This window comes from Virgibacillus halotolerans, assembly GCF_016908515.1.
GTDB classification, from domain to species: Bacteria; Bacillota; Bacilli; order Bacillales; family Amphibacillaceae; genus Virgibacillus_M; species Virgibacillus_M halotolerans.
In genome coordinates, this window is sequence record NZ_JAFBEA010000004.1 from 109,766 (window position 1) to 131,600 (window position 21,835).

19 protein-coding genes are annotated in these 21,835 nt (G+C 39.6%); all 19 read right to left on the minus strand.

The window, feature by feature from the left end:
- Positions 1-66: 66 nt before the first annotated feature.
- Positions 67-1,362 carry a PTS ascorbate transporter subunit IIC gene (locus JOC34_RS11640; protein WP_205136937.1) on the minus strand — a complete coding sequence of 432 codons (1,296 nt, stop codon included), beginning with the start codon at positions 1,360-1,362 and terminating at the stop codon, positions 67-69.
- Between the two features lie 34 nt (positions 1,363-1,396).
- Positions 1,397-1,666 carry a PTS sugar transporter subunit IIB gene (locus JOC34_RS11645; RefSeq protein WP_205137118.1) on the minus strand — a complete coding sequence of 90 codons (270 nt, stop codon included), beginning with the start codon at positions 1,664-1,666 and terminating at the stop codon, positions 1,397-1,399.
- A 5-nt stretch (positions 1,667-1,671) separates the two neighbouring features.
- Positions 1,672-2,112, minus strand: a complete 441-nt coding sequence (locus JOC34_RS11650) for a PTS sugar transporter subunit IIA (protein WP_205136938.1) — start codon at positions 2,110-2,112, stop codon at positions 1,672-1,674.
- A 27-nt stretch (positions 2,113-2,139) separates the two neighbouring features.
- Complete coding sequence (locus tag JOC34_RS11655; protein WP_205136939.1) at positions 2,140-4,263, minus strand: BglG family transcription antiterminator; 2,124 nt, start codon at positions 4,261-4,263, stop codon at positions 2,140-2,142.
- A gap of 252 nt (positions 4,264-4,515) precedes the next feature.
- Positions 4,516-5,451, minus strand: coding sequence for a hexose kinase (locus JOC34_RS11660; protein ID WP_205136940.1), 936 nt, complete (start codon positions 5,449-5,451; stop codon positions 4,516-4,518).
- A gap of 131 nt (positions 5,452-5,582) precedes the next feature.
- Complete coding sequence (gene lacD, locus JOC34_RS11665; RefSeq protein ID WP_205136941.1) at positions 5,583-6,545, minus strand: tagatose-bisphosphate aldolase; 963 nt, start codon at positions 6,543-6,545, stop codon at positions 5,583-5,585.
- A gap of 3 nt (positions 6,546-6,548) precedes the next feature.
- Entirely contained in the window at positions 6,549-7,700 is a 1,152-nt protein-coding gene (gene nagA, locus JOC34_RS11670; RefSeq protein ID WP_205136942.1) for an N-acetylglucosamine-6-phosphate deacetylase, read from the minus strand.
- Positions 7,701-7,714: 14 nt separating this feature from the next.
- Positions 7,715-8,890, minus strand: a complete 1,176-nt coding sequence (locus JOC34_RS11675; protein WP_205136943.1) for an SIS domain-containing protein — start codon at positions 8,888-8,890, stop codon at positions 7,715-7,717.
- An 82-nt stretch (positions 8,891-8,972) separates the two neighbouring features.
- Positions 8,973-9,689, minus strand: coding sequence for a GntR family transcriptional regulator (locus JOC34_RS11680; RefSeq protein ID WP_239544336.1), 717 nt, complete (start codon positions 9,687-9,689; stop codon positions 8,973-8,975).
- 282 nt (positions 9,690-9,971) lie between these two features.
- Positions 9,972-10,937 (minus strand): formylglycine-generating enzyme family protein, encoded by a 966-nt coding sequence (locus JOC34_RS11685; protein ID WP_205136944.1) that lies wholly within the window; start codon positions 10,935-10,937, stop codon positions 9,972-9,974.
- Positions 10,938-10,948: 11 nt separating this feature from the next.
- A complete protein-coding gene (locus JOC34_RS11690) occupies positions 10,949-11,809 on the minus strand; it encodes an EamA family transporter (RefSeq protein WP_205136945.1) in 861 nt (286 codons plus the stop codon).
- Between the two features lie 54 nt (positions 11,810-11,863).
- Positions 11,864-13,324, minus strand: coding sequence for an arylsulfatase (locus JOC34_RS11695; RefSeq protein WP_205136946.1), 1,461 nt, complete (start codon positions 13,322-13,324; stop codon positions 11,864-11,866).
- 30 nt (positions 13,325-13,354) lie between these two features.
- Positions 13,355-14,344, minus strand: a complete 990-nt coding sequence (locus JOC34_RS11700) for a LacI family DNA-binding transcriptional regulator (RefSeq protein ID WP_205136947.1) — start codon at positions 14,342-14,344, stop codon at positions 13,355-13,357.
- Positions 14,345-14,491: 147 nt separating this feature from the next.
- Positions 14,492-16,237 (minus strand): glycoside hydrolase family 35 protein, encoded by a 1,746-nt coding sequence (locus JOC34_RS11705; RefSeq protein ID WP_205136948.1) that lies wholly within the window; start codon positions 16,235-16,237, stop codon positions 14,492-14,494.
- A gap of 13 nt (positions 16,238-16,250) precedes the next feature.
- Positions 16,251-17,513: a Gfo/Idh/MocA family protein gene (locus tag JOC34_RS11710; protein WP_205136949.1), complete on the minus strand. Its 1,263-nt coding sequence runs from the start codon at positions 17,511-17,513 to the stop codon at positions 16,251-16,253.
- A gap of 35 nt (positions 17,514-17,548) precedes the next feature.
- Positions 17,549-18,397, minus strand: coding sequence for a carbohydrate ABC transporter permease (locus tag JOC34_RS11715; protein WP_205136950.1), 849 nt, complete (start codon positions 18,395-18,397; stop codon positions 17,549-17,551).
- Between the two features lie 15 nt (positions 18,398-18,412).
- Entirely contained in the window at positions 18,413-19,297 is an 885-nt protein-coding gene (locus JOC34_RS11720; RefSeq protein WP_205136951.1) for a carbohydrate ABC transporter permease, read from the minus strand.
- A gap of 132 nt (positions 19,298-19,429) precedes the next feature.
- Positions 19,430-20,794: a carbohydrate ABC transporter substrate-binding protein gene (locus JOC34_RS11725; protein WP_205136952.1), complete on the minus strand. Its 1,365-nt coding sequence runs from the start codon at positions 20,792-20,794 to the stop codon at positions 19,430-19,432.
- A gap of 76 nt (positions 20,795-20,870) precedes the next feature.
- Positions 20,871-21,794, minus strand: a complete 924-nt coding sequence (locus JOC34_RS11730; protein ID WP_205136953.1) for an ROK family protein — start codon at positions 21,792-21,794, stop codon at positions 20,871-20,873.
- Between the last annotated feature and the right edge of the window lie 41 nt (positions 21,795-21,835).

Below are 21,835 nucleotides of genomic sequence, written 5' to 3' on the forward strand. Positions count from 1 at the left end.
ATTGATACTTACGTTTGAAAATGGAAACAAAGGGGCATAAATGTACCCTTTGTATGAATAATCGATTTAGAAAAAGAGTTGAGCTAAGAAACGGATGATCGGTCCAAGGACAAACATATCTGAATCCGCTGCCCACATTGCCGTATCCGGAATTGTGTCTGGAAGCAGCATTTTAACAGTAATAAACTGTCCCCAGGCAACAATGGTAGCGGTGATAAAACCACCCATTAAAGCTCCTCTCACACCACCTGTAACGTTTCCAAAAACGCCTGCAGTTGCAGAGTGGAAGAACAATACAATCATTGTCGGAACAAAAACATAGCCAACTGTATTTCCTAAAATTACTAACCAAATTAAAGCACCTGCAAAGGAACCCAAAAATCCTAAAATAACGGCATTCGGAGCAAAAGGAAATACGACTGGACTATCCAATGCAGGTTTCGCACCTGGAACAATCTTGGTAGCAATCCCTTTAAATGCTGGTACCATTTCACCAATAAACATACGTACACCAAGTAATACAACAGCAATACCGGCTGTAAACGTGAATGATTGTATAATCGCATATACAATGAAGTTCTGTTCACCCGCTGCTGCCACTAATTCGGCCGCTCCCGATGTATCCCTAAAGGATATAATAATTGCACCAACTAAAAACAATAATCCCATCGTAAGGGCTGTAATTACATTAGAATCCCTTAAAAATTCTAATCCTTTCGGGAGCTTTATTTTTTCAGAATCATTTTCTTTATTTCCTAACAATTTACCAGCAAGGGCACTTAATAATGCAACAGATGCTGACGTATGTCCAAGCGCAATATTGTCATTACCCATGATTTTACGCATGAACGGCTGTGTTAGTGCTGGTTGGATTGTCCAATATATTCCCATAATGACGGCTAAGAACAAAACAAGCTTGCCAAAGGAAACGTGTCCAGCGCTTTGAATAATAATTCCGGCGAATATCGTTGTTGTCCAAAACATCATGTGTCCAGTTAAATATATATACTTAAATCTTGTAAATCTTGCTAATAACACGTTTATAACGAACCCGAGTGTCATTGCCAAGGTTACGGCACTACCATATTTAGCGTTAAACCCTTCTTGTCCCATGAAATCACCCAACGGCTGTTCAGAAAGATTAAATACTTCTTTCCATAATGGTTCAAAAACCGTCAAGGCATTAACGATTACACCAGATCCTGCACTAATGATTAAAAACCCGATTACTGCTTTAAAGGTTCCACTAATTGTTTGACTTGCGGACTTCTTCTGTAACAGTAACCCTAGTAGCACGATAAATCCTAGTAAGATCGCTGCTTCACCAAAAACGTTTGTAGCAACCCAAATAATGATATCCATTATTTTCCTCCCTCTATCGTAAACTTTTAGTTTCCTAGCTTTCGATATGTTCCTTTATTGCATTGTTGATTTCACCCATATCAAAGTAATTATTAACAATGAAAACTTTTGCACTATGTCCTTGCAAACTTTCTGCAAGTTCATTACTTGTAATAATATAATCCGCTTCCATACTAGAAGCTGTTGAAACATCGGTATGCTCTACATCTGCCTTTATCCCTTTTTCATTTAGCGCCTGTTCCACATTCATTTTTAAAATTAAACTTGTACCTTGTCCTAACCCACAAACTGTTAATATTTTCATCATAACTATCGCTCCATTTCTAAAATATTTTTTATTTCATCATAACTTGTGGCGTTTGATAATTTCTCCACATTTGTTGTATCGTTTAAAAGACCCGTTAACTTTTTTAACAAGATTAAATGCTCGTCACTTGAAGAAGCGCCTAAACCAAATACGATTTGCACTGGATCATTCATGATATGTCCAAACACAATTGGTTCTTTAAGTTGAATCAAGGATACAGAGGCTTCATTTACGCCATCTTCCGGTCGAGCATGCGGAATCGCAATATGTGGTGCAAGTACAAAATAAGGTCCATTTTTTCTATATGCTTCCTTCATTGCTTCTATATAGGATTCCTCAACAAGACCCTCTTGTAAAAGAAGGTTCCCTGCTGCTTCAATCGCGCTTTCAGCATCTGCAGCTTCCACACCTATTTTTACAATATCCGGCTCTAAAAATCTCATAAAATCTACACACCTATCATTATATTGTTATAATTCTTTATTGGACTGTGCTTTTATCAACTCAACAATATGCTGTTTGTCTGTTGTTTGAATAACACTACACTTTTTCGTGCGGTTGGAGAATAACTTCGTTAATTGTGATAATGCTTTTAAATGTTGCTCATTATCCCATGATGACAATACAATAATGATGCACACGTCTTTTCCTAGAAAGTCAACAGGCTCTGTTACATGTAGCATGCTCATTCCCGTCTTATGTGCTCCATCCTCAGGGCTGGCATGGGGCAATGCAAATTGGTCAGAGATAACAATATAGGGACCATGTTCTTGCACATTCTCGATCATTTTTGCTATATAGCTTTCCTTAATATACCCCTGTTCCAACAATGGTGAAGCAGCATTTTTTATTGCTTCCTGCCAGTCGCTAACTCTTTTTTTAAATATGATTCGCTCTGGTGGTAAGAGCTGATACAGACTCGGCTTTCTCGCTTCAGCATCCAAGCTAATTGGTGGATGAAAGTAATTTCGTAACTCCTGCCGTAACGACGTATCATCATGTACCGTCGCATAGCGGCTAACCATGTCTATTACTGTTTCAGCAGAATAAACTTGTTGTTTTGGCGTTTGTTCAAACAAACTATTTACTTTTTTTAATAATTGTTCTTTGTCCTCATTATTTAAAACTGGATTTACCACAAATACCGGAACTCCCTTTTGTGGCAATGTGATCGTTGAAACAATAAAGTCAACATTTAATTGCATCTTTTCATACTCTCTTAAAGAGGTCACACCTACGATTTCAACATTTGAAAACAATCCTTCCAACTGACTTTCTAGAAGCCTTGACGTACCTAATCCATTGGTGCACACGATTAATAGCTTTTTCAGGGACTTTTCAATTGTTAATCCTTCCTTACGCAGCCATCCGCCAAAATGCATGGAAATAAATGCAATTTCATTTTCATCTATTGACTGATCAAGCAGATCTTCAAAATGGTGTACGACCTTTTTCGTTAAATAAAACACCTCAATATAATTTTGTTTTACGGAGTCACGCAAGGAATTTTCAATTTTAATCCCGTATTTAATCCGATAATAAGCTGGCTTTAAATGTAGCAGTAAATTCTGGATCATTTGCTGAGGCTCATCAAACGCAACCGCAGCATACAATTGAAAATCGGCAACCATTTTCTCAACGACCAAAAGTAATGACTGCATCTCCTGACTTTCCAACTGTGGATGCAAATTGTAATTCACTTTAGAACCAAGTAAATACTTCGCAAAGTAATATATTTCGTCTTCCGGTATAGCCGTAATTCCATACGCTTCAGCCAATTGATGACACAGTGTTTTGGCACCTTCATATTCTTCTGTTGCCTTAATCACTTCTTTTTTAACTGGATCAACATATACCGTATTTCCATAGGAAATTCGCTTTAGAAAGAAGTGAAACCATATTACTAAATCATTTAATACATCATCAGTAAACGCAATTCCAACTTGTTTCTCATATTCATGTAAATATAGATTAATCTGCTCTAACTGGGCGGATTCAAAGATGAAATATGGCTGATATGCCTGATCCATTTTGCTCGCATGAATGAAATCTGTATTAGATAAAATCCCGTACCAACTATCTTCAGAATCGATAGCTGACAAACAATGGAGGAGTACCTGTCTTGTAGCGCCTTCATTTCCATGAATGACATAACCATCCTTTAAATCCGAACCAATTTCTAACTGAAAACCTTTTACTTGCTCTCTCAGTTTTTTCATATCATCCAATACAGTATTTCTGCTTACTTGAAAAAGGGCCCTTATATCCTCTAAAAAATACGCCCCACCTTCTCCAGCAATATGAATGAAAATCCAAGCTCTACGTTCAGCGGGAGAATACTCATAATATGTGTTTCCCATTGTCGGGTAGTCTTTCAATATTTTTCTTTTTGTTTTTTCATCCATATACAAACCTTGTCCTCTGACTTGCTTTATCTCAGTTAATTGGTGTACTTTAAGCCAATATTGAATTTTATCGAGATCATTATAAATGGTACGCCGTGAAACATTTAATGTTTTCGCAAGTGCTTGAACGGATATATATGAATCCTGTTGAATTAGTTGATTTAAGACTGCCATACTACGTTGATCCATCTTATAATTCCTCCTAAATTATTAGTTCATTAGTAGTATGTTCTATTTATAGTATAATTGGGATAATAATGCTTGATAAGACCAAATAGATCACAAGTGTATGTGCAAAATCGGACTGGGAATCAAGAGGGTTCGTTGCTGGCTTTCAAATATGCTCTGTTTTCTGTCAAAAGGTTGCCTGCTCGACAAGTGTTATTCTGATTTTCTCCGTAAAAAAATACCGACCTCCATCCATGGTCGGTATAACTTTATCTATGCTAACTTCTCTACTAATATCTGCTCAACACACCAATCCACTTTTAATGGATCAACATGGCCCGTCTTCTCTTCCATTGCATTTAAAACACCCATGGCGAGTCCATATTTAATCAGCGCTTCGTCTCCTAATCCGCGTGATAAGCCAGCGGCAAATCCAGCGATAACGGAATCCCCAGAACCTACTGGATTTATTGTTTCAACTTTTGGTATGGTCACTTTATATAGTTGTTGCTCATGTTTTACAAGTGCCCCGTCAACTCCCAGTGTGACAACAATCCATGGCACATCAGTAAATAGATTGGATTCCAATGCTTCTATAACATGAGTCTTATTCGGTAAATTTTCGCCAATTAAATCAGCCAATTCTTCCTGGTTGGGTTTTATTAAATAAGGTTTACTTTCGTTTTTCAAAGCATGGTGAAGCAATTCCCCTTTGGTATCAAGCAATACTGGTGTATTTTGCTGAGCTGCCATTTCCAGTATTTTATTATAATAGTCTGCTGCTATACCTTTTGGTAGACTACCAGATATTGTAATAAATTTAGCTTGTTTCATATTGGTTGAGAGCTCTTTTAGAAACAAATCAGCCTCTCTCCTCGAAATGGTTGGTCCACTTTCAAGGATTTCTGTCTGCTTTCCTTCATGGATTACAGCGATACAATTCCGAGTGGCTCCTTCAATGCTGACGAAATAATCACGAATGTTCAACGTGGAGATTTCCTGACGAATAAAATCACCTAAACTGCCACCCAGAAACCCCGTAGCTGCAACATCTTCGCCAAGCTGGTGAAGTACCCTTGTTACATTTAACCCTTTGCCACCAGCCGTCTTAGAAACATCTGCCACTCGGTTAACCGTATCTAATGCAAAAGCACCAGGTAACTTATAGCTTATATCAACAGACGGATTCAGTGTGATGGTTAGAATCAATAAATGTCACCTCTTTTTTTATATAGTAATAGATTGTGTACATTGTTTGCTATGAATCGAGTATGTGGCGGTGAGGATCAACTTCAACGCAATGTCATTACCGCATACCTCCAATACGGCCACCTCTTCAATCAATATCCACTATGCGAAGCAGTCTCTTTAAGTACATCATTTAACTCTGTAATATTGTTTTTACCTTCTTTCCGTAACCACTCTCCTGCTGCTTTTTCGCCTGCTTCTTTATACAAGTGTGCTGCGCCACTCCAAGTTGCTCTTCCGCATAAAACACCATGAAATGCTGCGTTAGCGTCTTTGGCGAATTGCAATGTCTCCTGAAATAATGCTGCGCTTACCCCAGCACTAAGGAAAATATATGGGATATCGCTCACATCGCTTTGTTCCTTGAAAAATACTGCCGCTTCTTCTTTTGAATGAACATGTTCACCTTCACCGTAACCTGCAACATAATTCATATTAACTGGCACTTCGACTTTTAATACATCTACTTTGAATCTTTCATCTGAAAAATGTTTCATAGATTCAATTACTTTATGTGGTTTTACTTTCGCATAATCCTTGCCCTTTGTATCCGGAATTTCTTCAGCATATGTTAATATCTCCAGGAAAAATGGAACATCCTCAGCAAGACATTCGGAGCCGATTCGTTCAACAAATACATCTTTTCGATCATTCACACCGCTATGATCATCGATATCATGATAAATTAATATTTTGATGCCATCTGCACCTTTTTCCACAAGTTTTTTTACAGACCAATCTGGAAGCAAGCTTGGAAAACGCCCCCTCTCAGTTGTGTCATAACCTGTTTTTTCATAAGCAACCAACAAGCCACAACTTTCATCCTTACTTTCAACTGCAGGCCAGCCATATTCAGGGTCCAGTAAAATAGCAGATGCATGGGGAGTTAAATTTTCTGATACCAATTTTTTAAACGATTCAATTTGTTCTTTGGATGTATCTTCTCCCATCATTCGTTTCAAAGCGCCCCTTTGATCAATCGCCAGTGCACTAAAATATCCCTGTTCATTCATTAATTTTTTTAACCTTTTCGTTTTCAATTCACTATTTCTCATGCTTCATCCCTCTTTCTCATACTTTATTTCCCCTGCAACAGCGGTTGTCTGCACTTCCAGGTCCTTATTCAGCACTACATAATCTGCTAGTTTCCCAGCCTTGATGCTACCTAAATCTGCATCTCTTCCAAGACTCACAGCAGGGGAAAGTGACCCACGATGCCACACTTCTGCTAACGACTTATCACTCCATACATGCAGATTTTTAACGCCATCAATTAATTTCAATGTACTCCCTGCAAGTGAGCCTGTTTCGGTTCGGGCTACACCACCCTGCATCACAACCGGGAATTCACCGAGATGATAATCCCCATCTGGCATTAATCCAGCCTGCATGCAATCCGTAATCAGCACGAGTTTGTCATCTTTGACATGGAGTGCAAGCTTGGCGATATCCGGATGGACATGATAACCATCGCAAATCAATTCTGCAAACGCACGTTTATCTGTGAGCGCAGCACCTGCAACACCTGGTTCACGGTGATGCAGTCCTGACATTCCATTGAATAAATGTACATAGTTCCGCGCACCAGCATCCACCGCAAGAATACAGCAGTCATGACTCGCATCCGTATGTGCAATGCTTGCCAACACACCCGTACTACTTACATAGCGAATAAATTCCTCCGAACCTGCTCTTTCGGGTGCCAGCGCAATTTTCACAATCATATTCCCGGCAAGTTCCTGCCAATGATCAAACTCCTGTCTACTTGGATCACGGAAGTAGTCCGGATTTTGCGCACCTTTATGCTTTTCCGTAAAATAAGGGCCTTCTAGAAAAATCCCTTCCGATTGCGCACCAGATAAGCCTTTTTCAACCGCTTCAACAACCGAGATAAGCGCCCGATCGAGTGCCTCCTTATCCGATGTCAATGTCGTTGGCAAAAATCGTGTCACTCCAAGTGATAGCAATACTTCCGACATAGCTTGAATACCATCTGGATCACCGTCCATGACATCGCTACCTTTGAGGCCATGAATATGTGTATCAAATAGTCCTGGCGCAATGGTGAAACCACTCCAATCCATGACTTTTGCATCGGGTGGCACGGTCTCCACAAAAGTACCGAAACGCCCGTTTTCCACACATAGATAGTCAGCAGTATTTTCTTCATTCTCCAGCAAAAATTGATCCGCTTTTATATAGTAATTCATATGCCAAGCTTCCTTTACCCTTCATATTCATGAATCGTAACGCCCTGCACAACCCGACTGATCGCCCCGGTTGGACTCGGATTATCTGGTGTTATACCCAGTTGTAATGACTTTTTCATTGCTAGCACTTGCGCGAAAATAATATATAAAAGTGCTAAACTGAAATCGCTTTGCAGTCTTTCTTCACTGTAATTTACCGGGATCGTCCAATCAGCAAGTTCCTCAACTGCTTCATCTTTTTTCTCCGTTAGCGCGATCACCTTCATACCGGAATCGCCTGCAGTCAATTCCCTTAAGATATCCAGATCATATTTTCTTGTGTACGGGTTCTCTGACATGAAAATAACGACAGCTGACTTTTCATTTAAGATGGACTTCGGACCATGTCTAAATCCTAATGAAGACTCATTTAATGCAACTACTTTTCCAGCTGTTAGTTCAAGCATTTTTAATGATGCTTCATGTGCTAACTGCGAAAGTGATCCTGAGCCTAGATAAACAATCCGATCAAAATCAAAAGTTAAAATATCATCAACCTGGTCTGCGACTGTTTCCACAAGTCTTTCCGCATTATCAATGACTTGTTTCGTTCCATCACCGGTAAATGGTTTTGTACTGAAAATTTGATGTGCTGCGATCATCATACAAGTGAAACTACTTGTCATCGCTAGTGATTTATCATTGGACTTTTCCGGCATTAATACCGTAATACTTTGATCATCATGCTGAATGTTTTGTGCCAGTTGCCCCTCTTTATTACAAGTGATCACCACCTGGTAAAAGTCCTTAATAAGTTTTTGTCCTAAAGCCACTGTAGCCAAGCTTTCTGGGCTATTTCCGGAACGTGCAAAGGAAACCATGATGGTTGGAACATCCGCGAATAAATATTCTGTTGGATTAGAAACGATATCAGTCGTTGCGATCGCTTCAAATTGTACTTTATCACTGTTTTGTCTATTCAATTCCGGTGCAAGCGTGTCACCGATAAATGCAGATGTTCCCGCCCCTGTAAGGATTACGCGTACTTGGTCATGCTTTGCATAAATAGATTCCACAAATTCATTTAATACTTCTTTCTGACTAAAAAGTGTTGTAACTAGTTCCTGCCAGACAGCTGGTTGGTGGTGAATTTCTCCTGCAGTATGTACTGCATTTTTTTCTTCTATTTCTTTTGTTGTTAAATGAAACATATGATATCCTCCTCGTGGTTATGTTGTCATAACCAGTTACTTTATTAAAAAACGCTATTCAACTTTCATTCAATAGCGTCTGTTACGTTAATTCAACCGTGTAATCAAACTTATCTCCACGTGCTACACTTACCGTATATTCAATCAAAAGTTCATCCTGGTATGCGTATCGTTTGATCAGCATCGCCGGGTGTTCTGCATACATCTTCAAGTGCACCGCTTCTTCTTCCCTTGTCATCGTTGCGGAAAAGCGTTCTATCGCTTTGGTTACGCCAACTGAATAGTCATCATAAAAAATGTCGTACATCGGTCTTTCCATTAAATCCGCTTTTGTTAAACCCGAAAAGACTTTTTTCGGTACATAAGAAGTCTCATACATAAGCGGTTCACCATCTGCAAGACGCAGACGGACAAATTGAAATACCTCATCATAAGGATGAAGCCCCATTTTATTGGCCAGTTGTTCCTCCACCGCTATTTCACGGAATGACAACACCTTTGTTGCTGGCTGCTTGCCCATTGCTTTCATTTCTTCGGTAAAACTGTAAAGCTTCACGAGATTTTGATTATATGATTTTGAAGCTACGAAAGTTCCCTTGCCATGCAGTTTGTAAATATAACCTTCCCGTTCCAATTCTTGTAATGCCTGCCTTATAGTTATGCGGCTTAATTCATATATATCACATAATTCTCGCTCAGATGGCAATTTCTCATTTTCAAGATACTGCTGTGTCTTTATCTTTTTAATCAAATCGTCCATCAATTGTAAATAAAGTGGGACCTTATTTTTTTTGTCCAAAAGTTATGATACACCTCCCCGGTGGTTATAACCAGTTAATTTTAGTATAGATGATCAATTTTAAAATGTAAAGGTATATTAAAGAAATACACAGGTGATTAAGAGTTTTGATAATGATCATCCATTATCGCTGAATGGGGACCATCCAACCGCTCACAATATCTATGTAGTTGCTGATTTTATTTTACCATATTGATTGTTAGGTTAATAGAATAAATGTTCGAATTATGAATAAGATCCTTGAATCTACGTTATTCTGTAAATTCAAGGATCTGCTGTCATTTATTGAGGATCCCGCACACAACGAAACCCAATATTTCCAGTAGAGCTATCGGGTGTATTTGAGGTACGGGCAGCTACTCTGTATCTATTACAGTAGGAATAATGGCACAAGTAAGACCCACCTCTTATTACACGAGCATCGCCCGTCTCCGGGCCCTTCGGATTATTACGCCCACCACGTCTGTGAATATTCTTACTAAACCAATCGCTACACCATTCCCAAACATTGCCGGACACATTATATAAACCAAAACCATTCACCGGAAAAGTTTTAGCTGGTGCTGTTCCTATATAACCATCATCTTCCGTATTGGTTTCGGGAAAGTTTCCCTGCCAAATATTACATTGATGCACGCCATCAGGTGTTAGTTCATCCCCCCATGGATACGTTTTCTGTTCCAATCCGCCCCGTGCAGCAAATTCCCATTCCGCTTCGGTGGGCAGTCGCTTCCCTGCCCAGTCACAATAGGCTTTAGCGTCATTCCAGGAAACATGGACAACCGGGTTATCCATCCGAGCTTCAATCGTGGAATCTGGTCCTTCCGGGTGATTCCAATCTGCCCCTTCAACCACCCACCACCACTCGTTTCCTTGTACCTTTTGCTTTACTTTGTCTGCCATTTTCTGGCTAACAAACTGGTAAAAGACAAATGACCAGCCATATTGCTCCGCTTCAGTTTTATAGCCAGTGGCATCGATAAAAGCTTTGAACTGTGCATTCGTTACTGTGTGCGTATCTATATAAAATGGATCTACTTTTATTTTTCGGATCGGCCCTTCCCCATCTGCGGGGAAACCTTCCTTCTGATTAGTTCCCATCATAAAATTCCCACCTGGTATGTAAACCATGTCTTCATATGAAAATGGCTTATCAGAAGCTTTCACATTTGCTTGAGTAGTTAACACCTCTTCTACAATGGTTGAGCGGCTTACCGTACAACAATGCAATTGCTTTGGTTCATTCATGCATATCCCCCCTAAGACAAGGCAACTGCGATAATACCAACTACCATAATCCCTGCCGCTATAATTCTACGTTTACCAAATCCTTCAGATAATAAAACGGTCCCCATAATCGCACCAAAGAGAATGCTTAATTCCCGCACTGGTGCCACATGGCTAACAGGTGTAAAAACCATCGTTGTCAAAATAAGGATATATGCAAGCGGGTTTAAAATCCCGACACCTATTGCTTCTTTTCGATGCTGCTTCCAATCGGATCGAACTGCTTTCCAATTACGTTTGGCAATCGGTGACAGTAACAATAATTGACCAATAATGCTTCCATAGTTGAGCAATAATGGTGGCACTAAAAATACATCCACGGCGCCTTTATCCAAGAGTGTATACCCAGCGATCATCACACCGACAAGTGCTCCATAGGCTAGTGGTATTATCGCATTTGATTGTGTAAAGATGTGGAGACCTCCAGTAATAATAAAGACACTTAAAACAATCAGGGCAATACCTGTTATCCCAAGCGGAGTTAGCCGCTCATCATATAGAAAAACTGCACTAATTGCCACCAGCATGGGACCAGTCCCCCTGGCTATTGGATAGATCAAGGAAAAGTCTCCTATACTATATCCCTTTTGCAAGGTCAATGAGTATACCAAATGAATAACAGCACTACCGGCAATCATACCAATTCCTATCCACCCAATATTAATCTCCTGGTAAATCAATACAAAAGTTACAAATGGTGCATAAATAATCGCACTGACAGCTGTATACAGCCATACAAAAGCAGTGCCGCCTTTTGACCGTTTCGCCAAATAGTTCCATGTTGCATGCATACAAGCTGAAATAATAATTAAACCAAATGCCAGTAACGACATGAAGAGAATCCTCCCACTGAAATGGTTCGCTGTTCCTTTTGTTCTTACATCAATTTATGGAAGAACGTGACGCATTGTTGGACGTACAGTTTGACCAACAATTAACTTTCTCCCGTCTGTGTATCCCTCTTCTCTCCCATTCAATTCTTTAATCAGTTGCTCTCTACGCACTTGAATGCATCGCTGCTGATCATCATTCTGAACAAGATTATACAACTCCTGGGGGTCCTTGTTTAAATCGAAAAATTGTTCTTCCCCCGTTTGCGAAAACCAAATATATTTCTCTTTCCCATCTGTAATATAGTGAAAGGAATCCTGGCCATATTCATGTTCCCCATGGATATACTCCCTCCACGAAACCTCTTTTTGGTTTTGAATCAATGGTAAAACACTACTGCCTTCAACCGTTTTTGGAATAGCTACATTTACTGCATCCAGCAATGTCGGCATAATATCTCTCAGCTCGACAACTTCCTCCACCATCGTATGCTTTTCTATATTCAAATGATTACCCGGATCAGAAATAATAAAAGGAACGTTAGCACTGCCTTCATAGGGAAGTGATTTCCTAAATAAGTGGTGATCACCAAGTAATTCCCCATGATCCGACACAAACAAAATAACTGTATCCTCATAAACACCATATTCCTGCATCGCATTCAGAAAGCGCCCGATTTGATGATCAATATGGGTAATTAACGCATAATAAGCTGCCTGCGCATGTTTCATTCGCTTCTTCGGAACAATTCCTCTATCTGTAACCGGGTTTAGACCCGCACGTTTTTCATCTTCTACATCTGCCCAATCCCCAATCGGCGGATTTGGTAAATCCAGATCACAGTACATATCGTAAAATACTTCCGGTGGATCAAACGGCGGATGCGGTTTGACAAATGACATGTTTAAAAAGAAAGGTTTGGTTGGATCCCTTCGTCTTAGAAAGTCAATCGATTGTGACGTTACCCAGTTTGTTGGGTGCAAAGCCTCTGGCAAATGCCATGGACGGGCAACTGTCGAAGCATTACAATCCAGTCCCAGATCGGTCAAATCCGCATGGGATCCACTTCTTTCTCTGAGCCACGGCAAATAATCATCCGTTTGCTCGAATGATTCGGCTGTTTTTGTATTAAACTTAAACCGGTTATAGTGCATATAGCCGTCATGCAGCATTACATTGTGGAAGCCACATAAATTCCTCGTTGGATACACATGCATTTTACCGATTGCTTGCGTATGATAACCTGCCTTTGCAAATTCACCGGCGATAGTATGTTCATAATCCCAAGGTATTTTATCCTCATATCCGACTCTCCCTGTCGACGTTTGCGACATGCCTGTCAGCACTGAAGCCCTCGCCGGGACACAAGAGGGGGTAGCAGCATACGCATTTTTAAATAAGGCACCCTCTCTTGCCAGTTGATCCAGGTTTGGCGTATCCACTGTTGGATGATCCATGATACTTAAGCAATCGGCACGCATTTGATCGACCATGATTAATAAGACATTCGGCTTCATCTTGCACAACTCCTTTAAGCAAATACCAGATTACTTTACACTCTTTCGAATAACAAGCTTCGTTGCAACAAACACCTTTTTCGCAATCTTCCTGCCTTCCAGTCTTTCCAGCAATGTATCAACTGCGGTTTCACCCATAATTTCTGTATATACTTTTATTGTGCTTAAGGACGGGTAAACATATTTGGAAATGGACATGTCATTAAGTCCAATCACACTTACTCGCTCTGGCACGGCAATATCTGCCTCATGCAAAGCACGTAGGCTACCGATGGCCATAACATCACTACTCGTAAATATTGCAGTCGGTAAATTGTCACCTAACTCTTCAATCGCCTGGGCCATCAAACGATAACCATCTTCTACTGAGAAAGGTCCAACATAAACAAAACGCTCATCGTAGAGGTTCTTTTCACGCATATAATTCACAAAAGTTTTTTCACGTAAATCCTCTAGTGGTTTTGTCTCCCCTTTAAAAATCTCTCTCCCCCCAATAAAGCCGATTTCTTCATGCCCCGTCGAAATGAAGTAATCAATGACACGTTTTGTCGCTCGCTCAAAATCAATCACGACTGCATCAAATTTATCGTCGTCCGGACTATAATCAACAAACACAACTGCTGGATTAATGGCCGTTAGTTCCCTCACCTGTTGATCACTGAACTTCCCAACCGCAATAATTCCTTCAATTTCATTCGGATCAATGTCATCGATATTATTAAAAAAGTAAATGTCAGGATTGATATCAAGCTGTTTACAACGAGCCTCAATCCCAAGTCTTATCGATAAATAATATAAATCGTTAAGTTCTTCCTTTTCTGTATACCAATGAACTACAGCAATCTTTTGTCCCGTATATCGATTGGTGGCCTTTTTACGATAAGACAATTCTTCCGCTGCTTCAAATACCTTTTTCTTCGTTTCATCTGCGACAGATAAACTCGCATCATAATTCAGGACCCGTGATACAGTTGCTGGTGATACACCCGCCTTCTGGGCAATATCTTTTATCGTTGCCACTCACAAGACCTCCTTTCTAAATGAAAAAATATATAAATGTTATCAAACAATTCCTGTTATTATCTTACCATTTATTGATAGGTCTGTAATGACAGACCTATCCTATATAGAAGGTAATAAAGGGCAGTAGAAATACCGCCCTTTTGCTTAACCTAACTTATGTGTATCTATCAAAGCAATTTCCGACTTGTTCGTGCCATGTAATTCGAAAATAATGACTTCATTTTTGCCCTTTTTCAATAATGGTCCAGGTAAATAGAGCGTTTCCTGTGGCCCGATTTCCCAGTAACGTCCCAGGTTAAAGCCATTGACAAAAACATTTCCTTTTACCCAGCCTGGTAATTCCACAAATGTGTCGCCTATTGCCTCAACTTCAAAGGAACCCCGATAAAACATCGGTTGGTCAAACGTTTGTTTAGCCGCCTTTTCAAAGGATAATTTCTCTAAATTGTCCATTGGTAATGAAAAAATGGTCCAATCAAATAAAAACTGCCGTTCAAACCGTACACCTTCAGTAATTCCCTTTGGATCATGCATCATTGGACCATAATTAATCCTTCCCATATTTTCCACAAGCAGATCAAGCTGGATCCCTTCCTCGGGTACTTCAATGATAATCGTATTATTTTCCCAGCGATCGATTACCCCTTTAAATTCCTGATTCACATAGACAAGTGCACGATCACGGACACCTTGTATGGTTAACGGGGCTTTTCCCAGTGGGCCTTTTATGAAAGTACGGTACAGTACAAAACCATAGTCTTGGCCCAGCTTTTCCATTGTTTCCGGATGTATTTTTTGCACAGGTTTGCTAATATTTTCCAAAGTGTCAAACAAGTTAACCGACTCCTGCATTTTAACAATGCCATAGTCCTTCTTAGGAATGGGGGCAGGTAAAACAAGTTCACCCAAATCCTTATGACTGGAAATGGCTTCCCTTACCGCATGAAACTTTGGTGTCAGATCACCCGTCTCACTTATTGGACAATCATAATCATAACTCGTAATTGTCGGTGCATATTGATCATCATAATTGGCACCATTATAAAAGCCAAAATTCGTGCCGCCATGAAACATATAAAAGTTAACAGAATCCCCATTCTTAAGCATTTGCGCAAATGTATCTGCTGCCTCCTGTGGATCACGTGTATGATGTTCCTCGCCCCAATGATCAAACCAGCCATTCCAATATTCCATGACAATATTCGGTGTGTTTGGGAAATGTTCCTGCAATTTCGCAAAAGATTCCTCTGGTTTTGAGCCAAAGTTTACGGTTGCTAAGACATTTTCAACGGTACCACCCTGAAGCATTAAATCTGTAGGGCCATCTGAGGTGAATAGCAGCACATCCATCCCCCTGTTCAACATCGCTTCTTTTATGTAATTTAAATAGTGCTTATCATTTCCATAGCTGCCATATTCATTTTCAATTTGCATCGCAATGATTGGTCCACCATTCGTTTGCAATAAAGGTTTTAGTCTTGCTAGTAATACATCATAATAGTGATCTACTTTTTGCAAATAAGTCTCATCGTATGACCGAATTTGCATATTGCGATCAGCTAGTAGCCAAGAAGGTAGACCACCAAATTCCCACTCTGCACAAATATACGGACTAGGGCGTGCAATAACATATAACCCTAATCGTTCTGCAATCCGGATAAATTCCTCTACATTGGCAATACCGCTAAAGTTAAATTTACCCTCTTTAGGTTCATGAAGATTCCAAGGGATATATATTTCAACACAGTTAAAACCACAAGCCTTTAATTTCAGCAAACGATCTTCCCAGTATTCCGGGACAATCCTGAAATAATGGATTGCACCAGAAATGAGTTGGATGGCTTTCCCATTCATTTGTAGTTCTTTCCCATGTACCGTTAATTTTGACATGATTTTATGCCTCCTATGCTTCTGCTTTTCTATTAAAATAACTATCAATATCAATTACCTTGCCTGAATTACGTCTAGAAGCTTCCGCAGCAAAAGCTAATAAATGACTTTCCAATGAAACAGCAGCAGAGGATTTGCTATCATCACCTTGATCGCTCCTGACTTCACGTAAAAAGTCTCTGACAATCGCTTCGTCACCACCGCCATGTCCGCTCTGCGGTTGATTTAAATGGGTCACCGTTTCATGTTTCGTTAGAAAGTCAAAAACCGATATCTCATTTTCATCCATTTTCCCTCTAATTTCTCCCTTTGTACCCATAATCTGTACGATTCTAGTTTGCTCTCTAGTGAATCCACACATGCTAAAGGTTGCTGTCGCACTATTTTCAAATTCCAGATTTACAACTTGGTGATCAACAACATTGTTATCTGAGCGATACACACACTTCCCGTAATCGGTTGTATTTAATGCATGGATAATTCCTTCTCGAGAATGGTCTGAAGTGAATTTCTTCGCCCAGCCTTTTCCTTCACCCAAATAATATCTGCCTGCATGAAACGGACATTCGTTTTCGATTGGGCAGCCATCCAAACAACGTAATGGGCCTCCCTCAGGGGCATTCGATTCCTTGAAATGCATCAGCGATCCGAATGAACTGACATGCTTACACCTTTGATTCATCAAATACATTAATATATCCATATCGTGGCAGGATTTTTGCAAAATCATTGGACTTGATTCATCACTATTGTTCCAATTCCCCCGAACAAAGCTATGTGACATGTGCATTATTTCCACATTCTCATTCAGCTGAATCGAAACAATATCGCCAATATCACCATCATCTATGATCTTTTTAATCGTTTGCCAAAATGGTGTATATCGTAGTACATGGCAAATAGTTAACAATTTTTGATGCCTTTTCGCCGTCTCCACCATCGAAATACATTCTTCAGGATCAGGTGACATCGGCTTTTCCAATAGTACATGGTAGCCATTTTCAATTGCTGCAATAGTAGGTTTATAATGTTCGCGATCTAGCGTACATACAAAGGCAACCTCTGCATCAATATTGTCCCGAAGCATCGCTTCCCATGATGCATAACACTGGTCATCTGTGAGCGCATGATTGCTGGCAAATGCTTCTCTCCTTTCCTTATTTAACTCAGCAACAGCGACAAATTCTAATTCATGTGGATAGTTATTGGCATAAGGGGCATAGGCTCTCGCCCCCCTATCACCTGCTCCAATTAATATAGCTTTCGTTTTTTTCAAGGTAAACTTCCCCTTTCAATATAGCTTCTAACATGTTATCCTTTCAATCCGCCCATAGACATACCTTCCGTCAGCTTCTTCTGTGTTAGTGCGTATAGTGTAACGGTTGGTATGAGCACGAGTACAAGCCCCGCAAATAACGCTCCCCAATCTGTAGCAAATCGTTGTACTTCCATTAAATTTGCCAGACCAACAGGAATCGTCTTCTTTTCATCACTTGATAATAAAACAAGCGCTAATGCATATTCATTCCAAAATGTGAAGAAGTTGAAGATAACAACTGTTAATATACCCGGTTTTGCAAGTGGAGCTATGATCGTTAACAAGGTACGGAAATAACCACAACCATCAATTGCTGCAGATTCTTCATATTCTTTTGGAATGGAGCGCATAAATCCTGTTAATAGATAAACAGAAAAAGGCAGCGCACCAGCAGCATAAACCACACTAAGCCACAAACGATTATCCAGCATTTCTAAGTTATTCATCATAAGAAACAAAGGAATCATAATATAGACAGGTTGAATAAATAGGCCAGCCATATAAAAGTTGTGCAGAAATCTTCTTCCTTTAAAATCAAATCGCGCCAAAACGTGTGCAGTTGGTACGACTAAAATAAGCAATATAACCATGGATAGCGCTGTAACCAGAAAGGAGTTTAATATATATTCACCCATACTCGCTTCTGTGAAAGCACGAATAAAGTTATCAAAGCGTAGCGCTGTAGGCAACGCCCATGGACTATCGAGTATTTCCTCATTGGATTTAAAGGAAGCAATTATGTTCCAGACAAGCGGATAAACAAATATGACTGTCGCTATTAATAAAATAATGCGCATGATCCACTTTGATTTTTTGCCATTTCCCTGATTATTTTTTGCCATTGTTATCCCTCCTGTCTATTCTGTTTCCTGTTCTGTCAATTTGTTACTAATAAATGCAAGGATAATCGCGATAACAAAGACGACTACTGCGATTGCCATTGCATAACCAAAGTTTGCATTTACAAAGGCCTGCTGATACATATACGTCAGCGCCACTTGTGAAGAATTATTGGGACCGCCGGACGTCATCACCGTAACAAGCACAAAACTGATATTCAATACACCATTAATACTAAAGATAATCGTAATCCGAATAATTTCCCACAGCATCGGGATGGTAATTTTAATAAACTGTTGAAAACCGGTTGCACCGTCAATCGAAGCGGCTTCATACAATTCTTTTGGAATGCTATCCATCCCGGCTAAATACATCACCATATAATAACCAACAGCCTGCCAGACCATCACTAAAGCAATTGCCCACAATACCGTGTTCTTATTTCCCAGCCATGTGAGGGCAAACTGATCTAAACCGATTGCTGTCATAATTTCATTCACAATTCCCATATTCGGATGATAAATAAACGCCCAAAGAATCCCGATAACAACAAAGGAAAGGATACTTGGAAAGAAGAAAATTGTCCGATATAAATGCTTTTCTTTCAATTCGCCAAATGAAAGCATCGAGGCAAAAATGAGTGATAATAACAACGTAATAACCGGTACAACCAACATTAGAAATCCAGTGTTCTTTAAAGACTTAAGAAATACATCATCTTTAAATAGTTCAATAAAGTTGGCAAAACCAACATATTCATCACCGCTGCCAAATCCGGAACTACTGAATAAAGATTTGAAGAATACTTGGGTAACCGGATAAACGATAAATATGGAAAAGATAATCAATGTCGGTAAAATACATAACAGTATGAACCCTTTTTGTCTGTTATCCTTCTTCATTTCATACACCTGCTTTTGTATCCCTGTCCATGTTTACATGGCAAGGTTTAATTGGAAAACTATGTAATACTTTTGAACAACATTAAAAAGAATCAACCCTAATCAGTGCATAGATTAGGGTCTGAACTTTTCTTACTCCATTTTTTCCTGTACTTGTTTATACACATCGTACATCTTATCTGCCCACTGTTCTGTCGTCATTTCTTTATTCATCACACTTGCCGCTTGATCAAATAAAGTATCCCTCGGTTCCACATTGACTCCTTTTGGTACGGGTGCAAAGTTTCCGGATATAGAATACATATCAGACTCTACTGCATTAAATACATTGTACGATGATTCTGATAGACTCTCTTCCACTAAATCTGACGCCCCATCTATAGCCATAGGGGCTTTAGTGATCTCCCCGTTTAATTTGATACTATCCTCTGTATACATAAATCTTAAAAATTCCTTTGCCAGCTCAGGATTATCTGCTTCAGCTGGAATATACATTTGTTCGATCGAATTCAGTGCAAGCTGCTGGTCTTCCCCATCAAAGTTTGGAATACCGAGGAAACCGAATTCAAATCCATCTTCCATTGGGGCACCTTCCATTTCGCCCTCAAACCAGCTGCCATTCGGAATAAACATGGCATCCCCTTTTACAAATGAAGTTTGTGACTGCATATGATCTAATCCGACAGTTCCATTCATTAATCCATTATCCGCTGAAGCAATTTTTTCAAAGATATCTAAAGCTTCAATCGCAATATCTGATTTCCAGAATTCCGGATCATAATTCAACATTTGGTCTAAAGCCTCTTCACCACCAAGGGAATATACTGCAGGGATCAAAATTTCTTCTAAGTACCCTGGATCTGTACCTTGGTAAGTAAATAGGGCACGGTCATTATCTTTCGCTGTATCATTTAAAGCAAAGAAATCATCCCATGTTTCTGGTGTTTCAATATCCTTTTCATCAAATAATGTCTTGTTGTACCAAAGTCCCATCACGTTATAGTTGTATGGCGCAAGGTAAACTTTGCCATCATCGTATGGAGACATATATACGGAATCCAATACACCTGGAAGTACTTTATCTTTCAATGGTTTATCATCATCCAATGCATCGCCTTCAAATACATCAGAAAGGTCGGTCAGTCCGTGTTCCTTAATTAATCCTTGTGTCACACCAGATGGATCTGTTTGGTTTAAATAAACCAAATCCGGTGGGTTTCCTGCAATAATTTCCGGGCGAATTAATTCACCAATATCCGGATTAGAAGTAATTGAAATTTCCGTGTCCGGATATTCCGCTTCAAATTTTTCCGCAAGTTGTTCCCAGTACTTACCGCCATATCCACCTTCAAAAACGGCAAGTTCTAATTCCCCTTCCAGCTTAGAATCTCCTTTATCCTTTGCCTCACCATCACTTTTTTTATCACCACCACAACCCGCTAATACCAAAGTTAAAACAGCTAATAATAATGTCATCTTGCTTACGAACGATTTCATATGACTCTTTTCCCCCTTTTTAAGTGAAATTCTGATGGATTACTGAGCTACTATTGTAATTATTGCACCTCCTTCACTATGATTGTAATAGTAAATTAGAGCCGCCCATTCCCTTTAGACCAGCTCCAACAATGCCTGAGTCCCCTTTTAATTTACTCCTTTGCATTCGTGCTAACGCATGCTTTTGCTCGGATATTACATAATGACTTACCTTTTCCCTTACTAAATCTAGTAAATAAGGATGATGATTCATCACGCCCCCACCAAAGATGATCTTATGTGGGTCTAACAAACAAATAATCGAATAGATGCCATGTGCCAAAGATTCTACTACTTCATTCATAACGCTCTGGGCATTCTCATTTCCATTTTCATATGCCTGGAATAAATCCCCTGTTTTTAAATAAGGTTGTTTTAAATCCTTTTGAGCACGCCGCTCGATAGATGGCCCAGAAGCAGTCTCCTCCAGTGTTTGCACGCCTTTTTTCGATGACTTAGAAAGTACAGGAAACAAACCTATCTCTCCTGCAAAACCGGCGCCACGTACAAATGAACCTTGCTGAATAATAGAACATGATATTCCTGTGCTGACGGTTACATAAACAAACGTAGCATCCTCGGATACATTAGAAATTTTCCATTCTGCAAAAGCCGCCATATATACATCATTATCAATCACGATATTTTCAATAGAAAAGTAGTCTCGTAATCTTTCAACAATCGGAAAGTTTCTCCATGGCAGGTTATTTTGAAATACCGCTACGCCCTTTTCACGATCCACTTTTCCAGGAACTCCAATTCCCATTCCTTCTATCATGCTTATATGCAAAGTTGCATTTGCCAAAACCTGTTCAATACTATTGACGACCTGCATAAACATCTGTTCTTTGTCCACTGTATTACTTGGCACTTCTACACGTTCTACAACATTTCCTTGTTCATTTATAATTACTGTTGCAATTTTGGTGCCACCAATATCAACACCCAATCCATATTTCATCCAGAGTCACCTCATTATATCTTTCTCAGCGCAGCCTATGT